This is a genomic window from Xanthobacter autotrophicus (assembly GCF_029991245.1).
GTDB classification, from domain to species: Bacteria; Pseudomonadota; Alphaproteobacteria; order Rhizobiales; family Xanthobacteraceae; genus Xanthobacter; species Xanthobacter autotrophicus_C.
The window spans coordinates 60,456-78,745 of the sequence record NZ_JAIVFO010000001.1 but is presented as its reverse complement, the minus strand read 5'-3'; the positions used below and the strand labels follow the sequence as shown (position 1 = coordinate 78,745).

At 67.7% G+C, this 18,290-nt stretch carries 16 protein-coding genes; 12 read left to right on the top strand and 4 right to left on the bottom strand.

Going from position 1 to position 18,290, the window contains the following annotated elements; translation table 11 throughout:
- The first annotated feature begins 60 nt into the window (after positions 1 to 60).
- From K9U41_RS00340 to K9U41_RS00310, 7 genes are all read left to right on the top strand, one after another.
- Complete coding sequence (locus K9U41_RS00340; protein ID WP_282638848.1) at positions 61 to 837, top strand: FadR/GntR family transcriptional regulator; 777 nt, start codon at positions 61 to 63, stop codon at positions 835 to 837.
- Between the two features lie 162 nt (positions 838 to 999).
- Complete coding sequence (locus K9U41_RS00335; RefSeq protein ID WP_282638847.1) at positions 1,000 to 1,842, top strand: ABC transporter ATP-binding protein; 843 nt, start codon at positions 1,000 to 1,002, stop codon at positions 1,840 to 1,842.
- Positions 1,842 to 2,720: a branched-chain amino acid ABC transporter permease gene (locus K9U41_RS00330; RefSeq protein ID WP_282638846.1), complete on the top strand. Its 879-nt coding sequence runs from the start codon at positions 1,842 to 1,844 to the stop codon at positions 2,718 to 2,720. Before K9U41_RS00335 ends, K9U41_RS00330 begins: the two co-directional genes overlap by 1 nt.
- Positions 2,720 to 3,763: a branched-chain amino acid ABC transporter permease gene (locus K9U41_RS00325; RefSeq protein WP_282638845.1), complete on the top strand. Its 1,044-nt coding sequence runs from the start codon at positions 2,720 to 2,722 to the stop codon at positions 3,761 to 3,763. Before K9U41_RS00330 ends, K9U41_RS00325 begins: the two co-directional genes overlap by 1 nt.
- Before the next feature lie 60 nt (positions 3,764 to 3,823).
- The gene (locus K9U41_RS00320) at positions 3,824 to 5,008 is read left to right on the top strand and encodes an ABC transporter substrate-binding protein (protein WP_282638844.1); all 1,185 of its coding nucleotides are present in this window, start codon (positions 3,824 to 3,826) and stop codon (positions 5,006 to 5,008) included.
- A 5-nt stretch (positions 5,009 to 5,013) separates the two neighbouring features.
- The gene (locus K9U41_RS00315) at positions 5,014 to 5,823 is read left to right on the top strand and encodes an ABC transporter ATP-binding protein (protein WP_282638843.1); all 810 of its coding nucleotides are present in this window, start codon (positions 5,014 to 5,016) and stop codon (positions 5,821 to 5,823) included.
- Positions 5,824 to 5,845: 22 nt separating this feature from the next.
- Positions 5,846 to 7,657 carry an AMP-dependent synthetase/ligase gene (locus K9U41_RS00310; RefSeq protein ID WP_282638842.1) on the top strand — a complete coding sequence of 604 codons (1,812 nt, stop codon included), beginning with the start codon at positions 5,846 to 5,848 and terminating at the stop codon, positions 7,655 to 7,657.
- Positions 7,658 to 7,673: 16 nt separating this feature from the next.
- Here the strand turns inward: K9U41_RS00310 and K9U41_RS00305 are convergent, their stop codons facing one another.
- Complete coding sequence (locus K9U41_RS00305; protein ID WP_282638841.1) at positions 7,674 to 9,050, bottom strand: PP2C family protein-serine/threonine phosphatase; 1,377 nt, start codon at positions 9,048 to 9,050, stop codon at positions 7,674 to 7,676.
- A gap of 48 nt (positions 9,051 to 9,098) precedes the next feature.
- Positions 9,099 to 9,536 (bottom strand): potassium channel family protein, encoded by a 438-nt coding sequence (locus tag K9U41_RS00300; RefSeq protein WP_282638840.1) that lies wholly within the window; start codon positions 9,534 to 9,536, stop codon positions 9,099 to 9,101.
- A 209-nt stretch (positions 9,537 to 9,745) separates the two neighbouring features.
- Between K9U41_RS00300 and typA the strand changes: the two genes are divergently transcribed.
- Positions 9,746 to 11,575 carry a translational GTPase TypA gene (gene typA / locus K9U41_RS00295; protein WP_282638838.1) on the top strand — a complete coding sequence of 610 codons (1,830 nt, stop codon included), beginning with the start codon at positions 9,746 to 9,748 and terminating at the stop codon, positions 11,573 to 11,575.
- Between the two features lie 53 nt (positions 11,576 to 11,628).
- On the opposite strand, the gene K9U41_RS00290 is transcribed toward typA, so the two are convergent.
- The gene (locus K9U41_RS00290; protein WP_282638837.1) at positions 11,629 to 12,732 is read right to left on the bottom strand and encodes an NAD(P)/FAD-dependent oxidoreductase; all 1,104 of its coding nucleotides are present in this window, start codon (positions 12,730 to 12,732) and stop codon (positions 11,629 to 11,631) included.
- A 158-nt stretch (positions 12,733 to 12,890) separates the two neighbouring features.
- Between K9U41_RS00290 and K9U41_RS00285 the strand changes: the two genes are divergently transcribed.
- Genes K9U41_RS00285 through K9U41_RS00270 form a run of 4 tightly spaced genes read left to right on the top strand, consistent with a single transcriptional unit; the run spans position 12,891 to position 16,365 of the window.
- A complete protein-coding gene (locus K9U41_RS00285) occupies positions 12,891 to 13,382 on the top strand; it encodes a gamma-butyrobetaine hydroxylase-like domain-containing protein (protein ID WP_282638836.1) in 492 nt (163 codons plus the stop codon).
- Positions 13,379 to 15,115: a fumarate reductase/succinate dehydrogenase flavoprotein subunit gene (locus K9U41_RS00280; RefSeq protein ID WP_282638835.1), complete on the top strand. Its 1,737-nt coding sequence runs from the start codon at positions 13,379 to 13,381 to the stop codon at positions 15,113 to 15,115. The genes K9U41_RS00285 and K9U41_RS00280 overlap by 4 nt, the downstream gene beginning before the upstream one ends.
- A 33-nt stretch (positions 15,116 to 15,148) precedes the next feature.
- A complete protein-coding gene (locus tag K9U41_RS00275; protein WP_012114793.1) occupies positions 15,149 to 15,382 on the top strand; it encodes a 4Fe-4S dicluster domain-containing protein in 234 nt (77 codons plus the stop codon).
- A gap of 8 nt (positions 15,383 to 15,390) precedes the next feature.
- Positions 15,391 to 16,365 carry a HEAT repeat domain-containing protein gene (locus K9U41_RS00270; protein ID WP_282638833.1) on the top strand — a complete coding sequence of 325 codons (975 nt, stop codon included), beginning with the start codon at positions 15,391 to 15,393 and terminating at the stop codon, positions 16,363 to 16,365.
- 45 nt (positions 16,366 to 16,410) lie between these two features.
- Here K9U41_RS00270 and K9U41_RS00265 read toward each other — a convergent pair whose 3' ends face one another.
- On the bottom strand, positions 16,411 to 18,267 hold the full coding sequence (locus K9U41_RS00265; RefSeq protein ID WP_282638832.1) for a TRAP transporter large permease subunit: 1,857 nt from the start codon (positions 18,265 to 18,267) through the stop codon (positions 16,411 to 16,413).
- Between the last annotated feature and the right edge of the window lie 23 nt (positions 18,268 to 18,290).

Below are 18,290 nucleotides of genomic sequence, written 5' to 3'. Positions count from 1 at the left end.
CTCTTGACAAGCCCGTGCGGCAATGAGACCGTTTGTCGGACAAAGCGGAAAAACGCTGTCATGTCCGACACGATTGCCGACCGTTTCGATCGCATCCGGGTGCCTTCGGCCTACGAAATGGTCGCCGAAGCCATCGAGGCCGAGATCGTGTCCGGCCGCCTGCGTCCGGGGGACGAGATCGGCACCGAGGCGGCGCTGGTCCGGCAGTTCGGCGTCAACCGCTCCACCGTGCGCGAGGGCATCCGCGTGCTGGAGCAGGGCGGTCTCGTGCGGCGGGAGGCGGGGCGCAAGCTCTTTGTGTGCGAGCCGCGCTACGATGCCCTCTCCAGCCGCATGAGCCGCGCGCTGGTGCTGCAGGATGTGACCTTCCGCGAATTGTTCGATACCGCGCTGATCCTGGAGGTGGGGGCGGTGGAAGGGGCGGTGGCCCATGCGGACGAGGAGATCATCGCGGCGCTGGAGGCCAACCAGTCCCGCATCGAGCAGGCCATCGGCAATCCGGTGCTGCTGTCGGAGATCGACACCGAATTCCATGCGCTGGTGGCCCATGCCTCCCGGAACCGGGTGCTGGAGCTGGCGCGCGAGCCGGCGGCGCTGCTGTTCTTTCCCTCATCCGAGATGATCTGCCGGCGGGTGCCGGAGGGCGGGCCGCGCATGGTGGAGGCGCACCGCAGGATCATCGACGCCATAAAAGCGCGCGACCTCGATGGCGCGCGGCTGTGGATGCGCCGCCACCTGGTGGACTGGCGCAAGGGCTTCGTGCGCGCCGGCCGCGAGATCGACGCGCCGGTGGAGCGCATCTTCGCGCGTTACGCCTTGAGCCGCTCCGCCCTCTGAGGCGGCGGCGAACGTTTGTCAAAGATTCCCGGACAGAACCGGGGACGGGTCGCAACAGACCGTGTTGGGTACCCTTGGGAGGGGAAACGCCTTGACCACGCTGAACTCGGCCGTTCGCGCCGGGCCGCGCCTCTGCGCCGCCATGCCATTTAGGGAGCGGCCATGACGCGCCCCGCGCCCGGCACCCTCGCGCCCGCCCATCTGGCGGTGTCCGGCCTCAGCCTGTCGTTCGGCGGGCTCAAGGCGCTCACCGATGTGTCGTTCGAGGTGCGGCCCGGCACCATCACCGCCCTCATCGGGCCGAACGGCGCCGGCAAGACCTCGCTCTTCAACTGCATCTCCGGCTTCTACCGGCCGCGCGAAGGCCATATCCGCCTTGACGGGCAGGACATCACCCACACCCATCCGCCGGCGCGGGCCAGGGCCGGGCTGGCGCGCACCTTCCAGAACATCGCCCTGTTCAAGGGCATGACCGTGCTCGACAACATCAAGCTCGGCCGCCACGCCCACATGCGCACCAACCTGCTGCAGGCGCTGGCCTATTGGAGCGCGGCCCGGCGCGAGGAGATGGAGCTGCGGGCCGAGGTGGAGCGGCAGATCATCGATTTCCTCGAGATCGACCATATCCGCAACAAGCCGGTCGCCTCGCTCTCCTACGGCCTGCAGAAGCGGGTGGAACTGGCCCGGGCGCTGGCCATGCGGCCGCGCCTGCTCATGCTCGACGAGCCGGTGGCGGGCATGAACCGCGAGGAGACCGAGGACATGGCCCGCTTCATCCTCGACGTGAAGGAGGAGTGGGGCATCTCCATCCTCATGGTGGAGCACGACATGGGCATGGTGATGGACATCTCCGACCATGTGGTGGTGCTCAATTTCGGCAAGGTGATCGCGCAGGGCCCGCCGGCGCAGGTGCAGGGCGATCCGCAGGTGGCCGCCGCCTATCTCGGCAGCGGCAACCCGGCCGAGCTGATGCGGCGCCTCTCCGCCATCGGGGAGGCCGCCTGATGGACTGGCTGTTCTTCGCCGAGGTGACGCTGGCGGGCCTCGGCTCCGGGGCGCTGCTGGCGCTCACCGCGCTCGCCTTCGTGCTGATCTACAAGGCGACGCGGGTCATCAACCTGGCGGTCGGCGAGATCCTCATGCTCGGCGGCTATCTGTTCTTCGCCTTTTCCGCCGGCTTCGGCCTGCCGGTGTGGGCCGCCATCCCGCTCGCCATCGCCGGCGGCGGCGTGGTGGGGGCGCTGGTGGAGCGGGCGCTGATCCGGCCCATGCTGGGGGAGACGCCCATCTCCGTCTTCATGGTCACGGTGGGGCTCGGCTCGGTGCTCATGGGCGCGGTGGAGCTGGTGTGGAACACCGATCCGCGTGCGCTGCCGGACTTCATGGGCGCGACGCCGGTGTTCATCGGCGAGGCCTATGTCTCGCGCAAGATCGCCATCGGCTTCGGCGTGGCGGGGGTGGTCATCACCTTGTTCCTGCTGCTGTTCCGCTTCTGGCGCGGCGGCGTGGCGCTGCGGGCCACCGCCAGCGACCAGGCGGCGGCCTATTCCTGCGGCATCAACGTGCCCGGCGTGTTCTCCCTGGCCTGGATCGTCGCCTGCGCCACCGCGGCGGGGGCGGGCATCCTGGTGGGCGCCATCGGCGGCATCTCGCCCACCATGGGGGTGTTCGGCCTCTCGGCGCTGGTGGTGGTGATCATCGGCGGGCTGGATTCGGTGCTCGGGGCGCTGGTGGGGGGCCTGCTCATCGGCCTCGTGGAGGCCTGGGCGGGCACCTTCCTCGGCGGCGAGTTCAAGCTGGTCACCACCTTCTCCCTCCTCATCGCGGGGCTGATGATCCGGCCCTACGGCCTGTTCGGCACCGTGGAAATCGAGCGGCTCTGATGCGCATCGCCACCGCCAAGGAAACCTACGTCGCCGACGAGGGCCTTCTGACCACGAACACGCAACGGGCGTGGATGATCATCCTTGCCCTCGTGCTGGTGCTGGCGCCGTTCGTGCTGAACGCCTACTGGCTGTACCTGGCCTGCCTCGTCGCCATCAACGTGGCGAGCGCGACCGGGCTCAACATCCTCACCGGCTACACCGGCCTGGTGAGCCTCGGGCAGGCCGCCTTCATGGCGGTCGGCGCCTATGCGGTGGCGTTCCTCGACGGGCATCTGGGCACGCCCTTCCTTCTCAACATCTTCGCGGCGGGGCTGGTCGCGGCGGCGGTGGGCGTGCTGGTGGGGGTGCCGAGCCTGCGGGTGAAGGGGCTGTATCTCGCCATCGCCACCATCGCCGCCTCCTTCATCCTGCATTTCGTCTTCACCCACTGGGTGTCGGTGACAGGCGGCATGAGCGGGGTGAACGTGGCGCCGGCGCGCCTCTTCGGCATCGAGCTGGCCTCGCCGTTCGCGCTCTACTTCGTCATCGTGCCCATCACGGCGGTGATGGTGCTGGGCGCGGCGAACCTGTTCCGCACCCGCATCGGCCGCGCCTTCATCGCCATCCGCGATCGCGACATCTCCGCCGAAGTGCTGGGCATTCCGCTTTTACAGTACAAGCTCATGAGCTTTGCCCTGTCGTCCTTCTACGCCGGGGTGGCGGGGGGCATGTGGGCCTATTTCTTCCGCGTGGTGACGCCGGAAAGCTTTCCCTTCGCCACCTCCATCTTCTTCCTGGCGGCGGTGATCGTGGGCGGGCTCGGCACCATCCTCGGCCCCATCCTCGGCGCCGCCTTCATGACGCTGGTGCCGGAGCTGCTGAAATATGTGGTGGAGTGGCTGGGTCCCGTCTTCCCCAATGCGGGGGCGGCGCTGTCGCCGGTGCGCACCATCGTGTTCGGCGCGCTCATCGTCTTTTTCCTGGTGTTCGAGCCGCAGGGGCTGGCGGAGATCGTGCGCCGCATCCGCCGCTTCTTCCACTTGTGGCCGTTCAAGACCTGACCCAAGCGCGCCAACGCCAAAGCAAAACACAAGAACGAACAAGACACGGAGGACATGCCAATGACGGACCTGAACCGACGCCATATCCTGGGCCTTGCCGCCACGGCGGGCCTTGCATCCACGTTCCTGTCCACCCTTTCCGCCTTCGCCGACGAGAAGGAGCTGGTGATCGGCGGCTCCATCCCGCTCACCGGGGTGTTTGCCTTCGCCGGCGTCGCCATCGAGGCGGGCATCTCGGATTTCGTGAAGATCGCCAACGAGGCGGGCGGCGTCGCTGGCCGCAAGCTGCGGCTTGCCTATGAGGACACCGCCTACAAGGTGGACCAGTCGGTGGCGGTCTTCAACAAGCTCACCACCCAGAACGACATCCACCTCTACTATGGCGACAGCACGGGCTTTGCGAAGACCATCAACGAGGAACTGAACCGCCGCGGCTCCATCCTCATGGCGGGGGCCTCCTTCGGCAGCGAGCTGAACAATCCGGAAAAGTATCCGTTCCAGTTCATGGCCGGTCCCGACTACGTGGAGATGATCGCCATCCTGCTCGAATACATCGCCAAGCAGCAGAAGGGCGCGAAAATCGTCTTCGTGAACTCGGACACCGAGTTCGGCCGCGACCCCATCGAGGCGAGCGTGAAGCGGGCGAAGGAGATGGGGTTGGACGTGGTCGGGCAGATCGTCACCCCGCCCACCGCGGTGGACGTCTCCACTGAGATCCTGAAGCTGCGCCGCGCCAATCCGGACTTCACCATCTTCCACGGCTACGTGCTGGCGCCGCTGCCGGAATTTCTGTCGCAGGCCAAGCAGCTGGGGCTGAAGAGCCGGTTCATGGGCACCTTCTGGTCCATGGACAATTCCCTGTGGGCTAATGTGGGCGCGCCGGCCGACGGCTACATGGGGGTGATGCCCTATCGCTATTATTACGACACCGCCCCGGACGCGCCCATTCTGGAGAAGATCCGCAAGCTTCGGCCCACCTATCAGGCCACGGGCTACATGCAGGGCTTCCTCACCGCCATGCTGATGACCGAGGCGGCGAAGCGCACGCTGGAGGCGGGCAAGGCGCTGGACGCGAAAAACCTCAAGGCGTCGCTCAACACCATCAAGGATTTCGACACCGGCGGCATCATCGGCGTGCCGATCTCCATCCCGGGCAATTCGGTGCCGGTGGGCCGCATCTATTCCTATAGCGCCGCCGAAAAGCAGATGAAGCCGGCCTCCGACTGGATCAGCCTGAAGAAGTGATGAAGATGACCGCGAAGCCCATACTGGAAATCAGCAATATCGAGGTCGTCTACAATCGGACGGTCCAGGTGCTTCGCGGCCTCTCCTTGCGGGTGGAAGAGGGGCAGGTGGTGGCCCTGCTCGGCTCCAACGGGGCCGGCAAGTCCACCACGCTGAAGGCGGTGTCCAACCTGCTCCAGCTGGAGGACGGCGCGGTGACGGCGGGCGCCATCGCGTTCGACGGCGCGCCGCTCGCCGCGCTCACGCCCCATGGGCTGGTGCGGCGCGGGCTGTTCCACGTCATGGAGGGCCGGCGCATCTTCGAGGACCTCACGGTGGAGGAAAACCTCGTCGCCGCCACCTATGCCCTCACCGGGCGGGCGGGAAAGCCCGCCTCGTTCGATGCGGTCTATGCCTATTTCCCCCGCCTCTATGAGCGCAGGAGCGGGCGGGCCGGGTATCTGTCCGGCGGCGAGCAGCAGATGCTCGCCATCGGCCGGGCGCTGGTGGCCGAGCCCAAGCTCATCCTGCTGGACGAGCCGTCGCTGGGCCTGTCGCCGAAGCTGGTGGAGGAGATCTTCACCATCATCGCCCGCATCAATCGCGAGCGCGGCGTCTCCATGCTGCTGGTGGAGCAGAACGCCGCCGTGGCGCTGGCCGTCTCCCACTACGGCTACATCATGGAGACCGGCAAGATCGTGCTCGACGGCCCGACCGAGCGGCTGATGGCGGACGAGGACGTGCGCGAATTCTATCTCGGCATGGCCGGGGAGCGGGGCGAAAAAAGCTACCGCGACATCAAGCATTACAAGCGCCGCAAGCGCTGGCTTTCGTGAGCGCCCGCCAATGGACCCCGCGATGACCGCACCCGATTTTCCCGACCTGACCTTGCCGCAGATGCTGCGCCTCCACGCCCAGCGCCAGCCGGACCGTACCGCCATCCGCCAGAAGGATTTCGGCATCTGGAATCCGGTCTCGTTCCGGGACTATTTCGCCCGCGCCGCCGCCGTCGGCCACGGCCTGCGCGCGCTCGGCCTTGGCGCAGGCGGCCATGTGGCGGTGCTCTCGGAAAACCGGGTCGAATGGGTGCTGGCCCAGCTCGGCGCCGGCCTCGTGGGGGCGGTGACGGTGGGGGTCTATCCCACCAGCCCGGCCAATGAGGTGGCCTATGTGCTCGGCCATTCGGACACGCAGATCGTGGTGTGCGAGGACCAGGAGCAGGTGGACAAGGTGCTGGAGCGGCGGGCCGAACTGCCCCTGCTGACGCACATCGTGGTGCTGGAGAAGAAGGGCCTGCGCGCCTACGCGCCGGGCACCGTGCTGTCGTTCGACGACCTCGTGGCGGAAGGCGAGCGGCACCGCCAAGCCCATCCCGGCCTCATGGACGAGGTGCTGGCGCGTCAGTCCCTCGCCGATATCGCGCTGATGATCTACACCTCCGGCTCCACCGGCAAGCCGAAGGGGGCCATGCTCACCTATGCGAACCTCAGGGCGCAGGCCATCGCCATCGCCGAGCGGCTGGGGCTTGATGCCGATACCACCCACGTCTCCTACCTGCCCCTGTGCCATGTGGCCGAGCAGATGCTCACCACCATGGCGCCGCTCTATCTCGGCTCGCAGGTGAATTTCGGCGAGTCCATCCGCACCATCCAGGAGGACCTGCGGGAGGTGGCGCCGAGCATGTTCCTCGGCGTGCCGCGCATCTGGGAGAAGCTGCACGCCTCCATCTACATCAAGATGCTGGAGGCCGGCGGGGTGCGCCGCTTCGCTTTCGAGCGCCTCATGGCGGCGTGCCAGCCCTTCGCCGAGATCGCGCCGGAGAAAAGGACGCTGTACCAGCGGGCGGTGTTCTTCGTCGGCTGGCTGCTGTTCTTCCGGGCGCTGCAGAATTTCATCGGCCTGCGCAAGGCGAAGGTGGCCATGACCGGGGCGGCGCCCATCTCGCCCCACATCGTGCGCTTCTTCCGCACCATCGGGGTGCCGCTCATCGAGGTCTATGGCGCCACCGAGACCAGCGGCATGGCCACCGGTCAGCGCCTGTCCAACCTCGTGCCCGGCTGCGTGGGACCGGCGGCGGAGGGGGTGAGCCTTGCCCGCGGCGAGCACGGCGAGCTTCTGGTGAAGGGCGGCATCGTGTTCGCCGGCTATTACAAGAGCGCGGAGGCCACCGCGAGCGCCCTGCGCGACGGCTGGCTCCATACCGGCGACGTGGTGGAGTTCATTGACGGTCAGGTGAAGATCGTCGACCGCCTGAAGGACATCATGATCACGGCGGGGGGCAAGAACCTGAGCCCGTCCGAGATCGAGAACGTGGCTAAGGGCAGCGCCTTCATCAAGGAATGCATCGTCATCGGCGAGGCGCGCAAATATGTCTCGGCGCTGATCCAGATCGATTTCGAGACCGTGGGCAAATGGGCCGAGGAGAATGCCGTCGCCTACACCAATTTCCGCAACCTCGCGGAGAACCCGAAGGTGCGGGCTCTCATCGAGGGCGAGGTCGCCAGGGCCAACGGGCAGCTGGCTCAGGTGTCCCACATCCGGCGCTTCCACCTCCTCACCAAGGAGCTGGACCATGACGACGACGAGGTGACCGCCACCATGAAGGTGCGGCGCTCCAACATCCAGAAGAAGTATGCGGCGGAGATCGAAAGCCTCTACGCCACCGCTTGACGGCGCGGAGGGTCTTTCAGCCCACGGGCGTGAAGGTGACGGCCAGAGCCGTCATGTCGTCGAATTGCGGCGCCGTGCCTGAATGCTCGGCGGCGGCATCCAGCAATGTGGCGAGGAAAGCCTCGGCCGGCAGGTGCAGGGCGCGCAGCGCCGCCGCTTCCAGCCGCGCGTCGCCGAAGGAGATTTCGCCCGGGTTGATGGCATCCGTCAGGCCGTCGGAGAACAGGAACAGCCGGTCGCCCGGGGCAAGGCGGCTTGAGACGGCGCGGGGCTTCATGCCTTCCAGGATGGCGAGGGCCATGCCGGTGGCCGCCGGTCGCTCGATGGTGCCGTCCGCGCGCAGGATCATCGCGTCGGTGTGGCCGCAATTGCAGTAGGTGAGATCGCCGGTCTCAAGATCGATCACGGCGCAGAACAGGGTGACGAACATGTCCTCCCCGTTGGTGGCGCACAAAAGGTCGTTCACGGTCGCCACCGCGGTGGAGAGGTCGGCCTCCCGCCGCAGCACCATGCGAAGGGCGGTCTGGGTGGCGCTCATGAACAAGGCGGCGGGGGTGCCCTTGCCCGCCACGTCGCCGAGGCTGACCACCAGGTGGCGGGCATCGATGAGGAAATAATCGTAGAAGTCGCCGCCCACATCCTTGGCGGGCCGCATGGCGGCGCCGATGTCGGCGCGCCCGCCGAGCAGATCCGGGGCGAGGGGAGCCGGCAGCATGGAGCGCTGGATGGCCGCGGCATTGGCCATCTCGCGGCGCTCCGCCACCCGCGTCATGATGGCCTCGGCGAGGCGGCGGAAGGAGTGGGAGAAATCCACCAGCTCGGGCAGGGGATTGCGCAGATCGTCCAGCAGCTTCAGGTCGAAGTCGCGGCGCTCCAGCGCGTTGAGCGCATTGGCGTAGAAGCCGAAGACGCGGTTGAAGGTCTCGAACCGGCTGCCGAACTGGCGCATCACCGCCGACAGCAGCGCGGGATGGGCGCGGCCCGCCGCGTCCAGCGCCTCGGCCGAGAGGCGCACGGCCGTCAGTTGGGTCGCGGCATCCACATGGGCGGTGCGGGCGACGCCGGTGAAGGCGGCGATCTCGCCGATCACCGCCGGTGCGGACAGATGGGCCAGTTCCACACGGGCCAGCTCCATATGGGAATAGGGTGTGTCGATGGTGACGACGGCGGTGCCCTCCACCACCAGGAGGGCGAACGTGTCGGTGTCCCCGCGCTGGATGAGGCGCGTGCCGGGCGCCACCAGCATCTTCTCGCCGCTGGCGATGAGGGTGGCCAGAACCGGGTGCGGGAAGTCGGCAAAATAAGGATGCCGCGCCATCACGGCTGTCGCGGCCGCAACCTCGCCCGCATCGAGGCGGCCTTCGTCATCCTGTCGTAACGTCAGTGGCGGCATGGGTTTTCCCTGGACCCGGCCACTATAGCCGAGATCGGGCCGGCGGCCTTAGCCCAAACGCAGGATGCGCAGCGCCCGCGACAGCACCGCGAACAACACCGCCGTGGACCAGCCGAACAGCAGCATCCCGTTCGCCGCCGTGATGGGACCCAGAACGCGCCAGCGGTGCTCGGGCAGGATGTCGCCGTAGCCGAGCGTCGTGAAGTTCACGAAGGCGAAATAATAGGCATCCTTGGACTGGATCACGCCCACCAGCTCATACAAGGCGGCCCAGACCGCCACTTCCAGGAAATGCGCGAGCATGAGCAGCGTCCCCGACGCACCCATGATGATGATCAGGGTCACGATCCTGCGGCGCGGGGACAGATGGCGCGCGGAGATGCGCCCGATCTTGATGACAAGCACGGTCACCAGCGCCTGGATGGTGATGGTGGCGACGCTGACCAGCCCACCGACCAGGAATTCTCCGTCCAGGAACCAATACACGGCGCCATTCTCCCGTTCAGGCTCGCTTGTCCATCGCACCGCTTTTTCTCAAGCCCAGAGCCGGCGCGCGGGCAAGAGACGCGCGCCAATTCCGGCCGGTTTCGGCAGCGCGCATTGATCTTGATCGGTTTGTGTGTATTTTGCGCCGCAATAATCCCTTTCCCGGCGGGCCCGAGTTATTCGGACCCGCGTTTTCGTGCTGGACGACCATGAAGCTTCGCAACATCGCCATCATCGCCCACGTCGACCACGGCAAGACCACGCTGGTGGACGAGTTGCTCAAGCAGTCGGGCTCCTACCGCGAGAACCAGCGCGTGGCCGAGCGCGTGATGGATTCCAACGATCTGGAAAAGGAACGCGGCATCACCATCCTCGCCAAGGCCACCTCGGTGGTCTGGAAGGACACGCGCATCAACATCGTGGACACCCCCGGCCACGCCGACTTCGGCGGCGAGGTGGAGCGCATCCTGAACATGGTGGATGGTGCCATCGTGCTGGTGGATGCCGCCGAAGGCCCCATGCCGCAGACCAAGTTCGTGGTGGGCAAGGCGCTGAAGATCGGCCTCAAGCCCATCGTGGCCATCAACAAGGTGGACCGCCAGGACGCCCGCGCCGGCGAGGTTATCAACGAGGTGTTCGACCTGTTCGCGGCGCTGGACGCCACCGACGAGCAGCTCGACTTCCCCATCCTCTACGGCTCCGGCCGCAACGGCTGGATGGCCGAGAGCCCGGAAGGCCCGTCCGACCAGGGCATGGCGCCTTTGTTCGACCTGGTGCTGAAGCACGTGCCCGAGCCCACCGTGGACGACGGCCCGTTCCGCATGATCGGCACGCTGCTGGAAGCCAACCCCTTCCTCGGCCGCATGATCACCGGGCGCATCACGTCCGGCTCCATCAAGCCGAACCAGGCCATCAAGGTGCTGGCGCAGGACGGCTCGCTGGTGGAGCAGGGCCGGGTCTCCAAGATCCTCGCCTTCCGCGGCATCGAGCGCCAGCCCATCGAGGAAGGCGTGCAGGGCGACATTATCGCCATCGCCGGCCTCTCCAAGGGCACGGTGGCCGACACCTTCTGCGCGCTCGAAGTGACCGAGCCCATGGCGGCCCAGCCCATCGATCCGCCCACCGTCACCATGACCTTCATCGTGAACGACTCGCCGCTGGCGGGCACCGAGGGTGACAAGGTGACGAGCCGCGTCATCCGCGACCGCCTGCTGCGCGAGGCGGAAGGCAATGTGGCGCTCAAGATCGAGGAATCCACCGAGAAGGATTCCTTCTACGTCTCCGGCCGCGGCGAACTGCAGCTCGCGGTGCTGATCGAGACCATGCGTCGCGAGGGCTTCGAGCTGGCCGTGTCGCGTCCCCGCGTGGTGTTCCAGAAGGATGAGGCCACCGGCCAGGCGCTGGAGCCCATCGAGGAAGTCCTCATCGACGTGGACGAGGAATATTCCGGCACCGTGGTGCAGAAGATGAGCGAGCGCCGCGCCGAGATGGTGGAGATGCGCCCCTCCGGCGGCAACCGCCAGCGCCTGGTGTTCTACGCCCCCACCCGCGGCCTCATCGGCTACCAGTCGGAACTGCTCACCGACACCCGCGGCACCGCCATCATGAACCGGCTGTTCCACGAATACGCCCCCTACAAGGGCGAGATCGCCGGCCGCGTGAACGGCGTGCTCATCGCCAACGAGCAGGGCGAGGCGGTGGCGTATGCCCTGTGGAACCTCGAAGACCGCGGCCCGATGATCATCGAGCCGGGCTGGAAGGTGTACCAGGGCATGTTGGTGGGCATCCACAACCGGGACAACGACCTGGAAGTGAACGTGCTCAAGGGCAAGAAGCTCACCAACATCCGCACCACCTCCAAGGACGAGGCGGTGCGCCTGACCCCGCCGATCCGCATGACGCTGGAGCGCGCGCTGGCCTGGATCCAGGACGACGAGCTGGTGGAGGTGACCCCCAAGTCCATTCGCCTGCGCAAGCGCTATCTCGATCCCAACGAGCGCAAGCGCGAGGAGCGCAAGAAGGAGACCGAGCTGGCCTGAGGCCGGATCGGTTCAGCTCTGCTGAAGTTCAGGGCCGTCCTTCGGGGCGGCCCTTATTTTTTGGTCTCCTCCAGCACCTTGTCCGCGATGGCAAGGCAACTGGTGAGGCCGGGCGATTCGATGCCGAACAGGTTCACCAGCCCGGCAATGCCGTGGATCGCCGGCCCCTGGATGACGAAATCCTGCGGCCCGCCGTCTGGGCCGGGGATCTTGGGACGGATGCCGGCATAGCCGGGGGCGAGGTCCTCCTCCCGCACATCCGGCCAGTAGCGGCGGATGGAGGCCATCATGGTGGCCTTGCGGGCCGGGTCCACCCCATAGTCCCGCTGCGTTACCCACTCCACGTCCGGCCCGAACCGGCCCTGGCCGCCGAGGTCGAGGGTGAGGTGGGTGCCCAGCCCGCCCGGCTCCGGCACCGGATAGATGAGGCGGCTGAACGGCACTTTCCGGCCGCAGGTGAAGTAATTGCCCTTGGCCAGCGTCTGCTCGGGCACGAGGTGTGCCGGCATGCCGGCGATCCGGCGGGCGAGGCCCGGCGCGTCGAGGCCGGCGGCATTCACCAGCAGGCGGCAGCCCAGCACCAGGGGCGCTGCGCCCCCCGTGCGCACAATCAGCCCGTCCGGCACCGGCTCCGCCCCGGCGAAGGGGGCGCCGAGGGCCAGCATGCCGCCAGCGGCCTCCGTGTCGCCTTGCAGCGCCAGCATGAGGCCGTGGGAATCCACGATGCCGGTGGAGGGAGAGAACAGGGCGGCATGCACATCCAGCGCCGGCTCCAGCGCCCGCGCGGCGGCGCCGTCCAGCATCTCAAGGTCATCCACCCCGTTGGCGGCGCCATGGGCGGCGAGCTTTTCCAGATAGGCCACCTCGTCCGCAGTGGCGGCGACGATGAGCTTGCCGATGCGGCAATGGCCGACCCCATGGCTGGCGCAGAAGGCATAGAGGGCATCGCGCCCCTTCACGCAGAGGTCGGCCTTCAGGCTTCCCGGCTCGTAATAGATGCCGGCATGGATGACCTCGGAATTGCGCGCGGAAATGCCGGTGCCGATGGCGCCCGCCGCCTCGATCAGCACTACCTCGCGGCCGGCCCGGGCCAGTGCGCGGGCGATGGCGAGGCCCACCACGCCGGCGCCGATGACGATGGCTTCCACCTGATCCATGAGGGATTCGCCCGTTGCTGCGGCGGGCACCATAGCGCAGGCGGCGGTGGGTAGCGCCGCCAAGGCTCTGGCAACCGCGTGTGCCGCCCTCCCTGGAAGTGCTCCAGCCAGCAACTAGTTGCTATCGGCCGGGGCGGCCGCGATGTCCAATCGCTCCCATGATGACGTCTGCCCCCCAGCCCATCCCGGCGCCGTCGGAGCCTTGTTCCGAGATCGAGGAGATCCGCCTCGATCGCGATCGGCGCCACCTGCACCTCGCCTTTTCCGGCGGGCGGGCGGCGGACCCGGCGCCCCGCGCCAGTCTCTGCGCCCCCGCCCTCCGCGCCACCCTCAGTGCTCCGGCCCTTCGGGCCAGTCTCAGTGCTCCGGCGCTCCGCGCCACCCTTAGCGCCCCGGCCCTGCGGGCCACACTGAGCGCTCCGGCGCTCCGCGCCGCTTGCCGCTGCGCGGCCTGCGTGGCCGACCGGGTGCGGGGAACGTTTTCCGCCGACTTTGCCGGCGTCACCCTCACCCATGTGGCCCCGTTCGGGGCGCACGGGCTCAACCTGTCCTTCTCCGATGGCCATGCGCGCGGGGTCTATCCCTTCGCCTATCTCGCCGCCCTCGCGGCGGATGCGGCCGGCCCCGACCTTCCAGAGGTGAAACCATGAGCGAGATCAAGACTGAGATCGTCGAAGCCGACATCCTCGTCATCGGCGGCGGCACCGGCGGCCCCATGGCCGCCATCAAGGCCAAGGAGAAGAATCCTTCCCTCAAGGTGGTCCTCATGGAAAAGGCCAATGTGAAGCGCTCCGGCGCCGTCTCCATGGGCATGGACGGGCTGAACAACGCCGTCATCCCCGGCTACGCGACGCCCGAGCAATATGTGAAGGAGATCACCGTCGCCAACGACGGCATCGTCCACCAGAAGGCGGTGATGGCCTATGCCACCGGCTCCTACCCGATGATCCAGTATCTGGATTCCATCGGCGTGAAGTTCGAGAAGGACGGCTCCGGCGAATACAATGTGCGCAAGGTGCACCACATGGGCACCTATGTGTTGCCCATGCCGGAGGGCCACCACGTCAAGAAAGCGCTCTACCGCCAGCTGCGCAAGCACCAGGTTCTGGTCACCAACCGCTACATGGCCACCCGCCTGCTGAATGCCCCGGACGGCCGCATCGCCGGCGCCATGGGGGTGAACACCCGCACCGGCGAATTCCTGGTGGTGCGGGCCAAGTCGGTCATCCTCGCCTGTGGCGCCGCCGGCCGGCTCGGCCTGCCGGCGTCCGGCTATCTGTTCGGCACCTACGAGAACCCCGCCAATTGCGGCGACGGCTATGCCATGGCCTACCATGCGGGCGCGGGCCTCGCGAACCTCGAATGCTACCAGATCAACCCCTTGATCAAGGATTACAACGGCCCGGCCTGCGCCTATGTCACCGGCCCGTTCGGCGGATACACCGCCAACAACAAGGGCGAGCGCTTCATCGAGTGCGATTACTGGTCCGGCCAGATGATGAAGGAGTTCTATTCGGAGCTTCAGAGCGGCAACGGACCGGTCTTCCTCAACATGACCCATCTCGCCGAGGAGACCATCTCCGAGATCGAGACCATCCTGCACTCCAACGAGCGGCCCTCCCGCGGCCGCTTCCACGAGAAGCGCGGCACCAATTACCGCGACAAGATGGTGGAGATGCACATCTCCGAAATCGGCTTCTGCTCCGGCCATTCGGCCTCGGGCGTGTGGGTGGACGAGAATGCCCGCACCACGGTCGCTGGCCTCTATGCCGCCGGCGACATGGCGAGCGTGCCGCACAATTACATGCTCGGCGCCTTCGTGAACGGCGGCATTGCCGGCCAGGACGCGGCCGATTACTGCGCCTCCACTGATCTTCCGGCCTATGACGAGGCCGATGTGGCCCGCGAGCAGGAGCGCGTACTCGCCCCCACCCGCCGCGACGATGGCCTGACCCCCCACGAGATGGAGTTCAAGACTCGCCGCCTGGTGAATGATTATCTCCAGCCGCCGAAGGTCACCGCCAAGTATCGCATCGCCCAGGCGCGCTTCGCCGAGATCCGCGAGGATCTCAATGCGGTGTGCGTGAAGGATCCCCATGAATTGATGCGGGCGCTGGAGCTGCAATCCATCCTCGATTGCGCCGACATGGCCGCCGCCGCCTCGCTCTACCGCACCGAGAGCCGCTGGGGCCTCTACCACTGGCGCGTGGACCACCCGGCCACCGACAACGAGAACTGGTTCTGCCACACGCTGCTCTACAAGGACGAGTTCGGCCGCATGGCCAACAGGAAGCGCGCGGTGGATCCCTATGTGGTCGACATCCCCGAGGAGGAGATGGGCGCCTACCACCAGCTGCGCACCCCGGCGCTCGCCGCCGAGTGACCTTCCAGAATTCGAGATTTCGGAGCCTGCCCCATGCCGTTCGCCAACCACCCCACCTCCGTGCCGGTCACGGTCGATGACGAGAAATGCATCGCCGAGAAGGGCTGCCGCGTCTGCATCGACGTGTGCCCCCTCGACGTGCTCGCCATCAATCCCGCCTCCGGCAAGGCGCACATGAAGTACGACGAGTGCTGGTACTGCATGCCGTGCGAGGTGGACTGCCCCACCGGGGCGGTGAAGGTCGAAATCCCCTATCTCCTGCGCTGAGGCGAGCCATGGCCCTGTTCGATGATTTCGACGACGATTTCGATGCCGTGGCGGAGCGCGCCCGCGACGCCGACCCCGGCATCCGCCGCGTCGCCATGCTCACCCTCGCCGAGAGCGTGGACCCGCAGGCGGTGGAACTGCTGCTCGCCGGCCTGAAGGACGAGGATGCCGGCGTGCGCGAGGCGGCCGCCAAGGCCCTCGACGAGCATTCCGGCCTGCCCGCCGCCCTCGGCCTGATCGCGGCGCTGGACGATGCGGCGGAGGCGGTGCGCCTTGCCGCCATCGAGAGCCTCGCCGATAAGAAGGAGCCGGGCTCCGCGCCGCGCCTCATCGAACGGGCGCAGGAGCGCAGCGGTCCGCAGGCGGCCTTCGTGCGTGCCGCCGCGCTTCGGGCCCTGCGCGACATGCAGGACCCCGCCGCCATGCCGGTGGCGCTGGAAGCCCTCTGCGATCCGGAGATCGCCGTGCGGCGCGAGGCGCTGGGCGTGCTCGGCTACCTGAAGGCGGATGCGGCGCTGCCGGCGCTGCTGCTGGCGGCCACCGATCCGGAAGCCGCGGTGCGCCGGGCGGTGATGGCGGCCCTCGTGTTCGTGCGCAGCGGCACGCCGGGCGTGCCCGCCCTCGTTGCCGGGCTGAAGGATGCCCATTGGCAGGTGCGCGAGGAAGCCGCCTTCTCCATCGGCAAGGCCAGGCTGCCTGAGGCGGTGGACCCGCTGATGCTCGCCGCCAACGACGACAGCTGGCAGGTGCAGGCCAAGGCGGTGAACGCGCTCGGCAAGCTGAAGGCCCGCACCGCCGTGCCGGTGGTGGCGGAGGCGCTGTCGCATCCCTTGAGCAATGTGCGCAAGGAAGCCGCCGCGGCGCTGGGCGAGATCGCCGATCCCGCCGCCGTCGGCGCGCTGGAAGCCGCCTTCGACGATCCCGACCCGGATGTGCGCAAGCTGGTGCGCTGGGCGCTGGAGCGCTGCCACGCGGCGGCGTAAGGTTTGCGCCGGGTGCGGGCCCTGCCGCGCCCGGTGCTCCATCTCTCACAACATGCCGATGGAGATCCACGGCACCGCCGCCACCAGCACCAGCCCGGCGAACAGCGCCACCAGATAGGGCCAGATGGCGCCGATGGCCTCGTCGGGCGAGACGTTGCCGATCTTGCAGGCGAGGAAGAAGCCGATGCCGATGGGCGGCGTCATCAGGCCGATGTTCATGGCCGTGACGATGACCATGGAATAGTGCACGTCGTTGATACCCAGCTTGCGGGCGATGGGATACATCAGCGGCGCCATGAGCACGATGGCCGGCAGGCCTTCCAGGATGCAGCCCAGCACCAGGAACACCACGATGCTCACCGCCATGAAGCCGATCCAGCCGCCGGGCAGGCTCGCCATCAGGCTGGCCAGCTCGTTGGCGATGCCGGCCTGGGTGATGGCCCAGGCCATGGCCACCGCGCAGGCGAGGATGACGAGGATGGCCCCGGTGAGGGCCGCCGTCTCCACCAGCATGCGGTAGAAGGTGCGCGCCGAGATGCCGCCATAAAGCACCATGCCCACGAACAGCGCATAGACCACGGCGATGGTGGATACCTCGGTGGCGGTGGCGACGCCGCCACTCACCGCGCTGCGGATGAGGAAGGGCAGCACCAGCGCCGGCGCGGCCACCAGCAGGGTGCGCCAGACCAGGCTGGCGGAGGGGCGGGTGACGCCGGTCATGTCCTCGTCCCGCGCCTTCAGGCGCGCCAGCGCGGCAAGCACGGCGAGTAGCACCATGGCCACCACGAAGCCGGAGGTGAACAGGGCCGCGATGGACACCCCCGCCACCGAGCCGAGCACGATCAGCACGATGGAGGGCGGCACCGTATCGGCCATGGCGGCGCCGGTGGCGAGGAGCGCGATCATCTCCCTCGGCTTGTGGCCGCGCCGCTTCATCTCCGGGAACAGGGCCGGGGCCACGGTTGCCATGTCGGAGACCTTGGAGCCGGAAATACCCGAGACCACGAACAGCGAGCCCAGCAGCACATAGGACATGCCGGCCTTCACATGGCCGAGCAGGGAGGCGAGGAAATCCACGATCGCCTTGCCCATGCCGGTATGGTCGAGGATGCAGCCGAGCAGCACGAACACCGGCACCGACAGCAGGATGAGGCTGGACATGCCCTCGTCCATGCGCCCGATCATCACGATGAGCGGCACGCGGGTGGCGAAGGCGAGATAGGAGGCGGTGCCGATGCCGAAGCAGAAGGCGATGGGCACGCCGGCCGCCAGCGCCACCACCACGAAGCCCACGAGGCAGATGACGATGGCGGTGTTGCCGGCCTTCATCAGGGCCGGGCTTGCGAGCCAGAGCGCCCCGATCACCAGGGCGATGACGCCGAGGGCGAGGGCAAGGTCGCGCACCGTGGAGCGTCGCACGGCGGCGGCCACGGCCAGTGCCGCCATGGCGCAGATGCCCACCGGCAGGGCCGCGGCGCGCACGCTGCCGGGAATGCCGAGGGCGGGCAGGGTGATGAAGCTTTCTTCCGACGCATAGTCGTAGGCCGGATAGGCCAGCGCCAGCAGCAGGGCCGCGACCAGCAGCAGGGCGAGCGTATCCACGTAGCGTCGGGCATGGCGCGGCAGCAGGCCGAGGAACAGGGTCAGGCGCAGGTGCTCGTTGCGGTCGATGGCGATGACCGAGCCCAGCATGGCGAGCCAGATGAAGCAGATGGAGGCGACCTCGTCGCCCCAGATGATGGGCAGCGCCAGCAGATAGCGCGAGAGCGCGCCGGCCAAAAGCAGGCCGACCACCACCACGAGCAGCAGCGCGGCGAGGGCCTCCACCGGCCGCATGAAGGCCGAGCCGCGGCGCGCGTCGGTCCCGGCGGCGAGGGGCAGGAGGTCGTCGGCGGAGGCCATGGCGAGGGTTCCGTTACGGTATT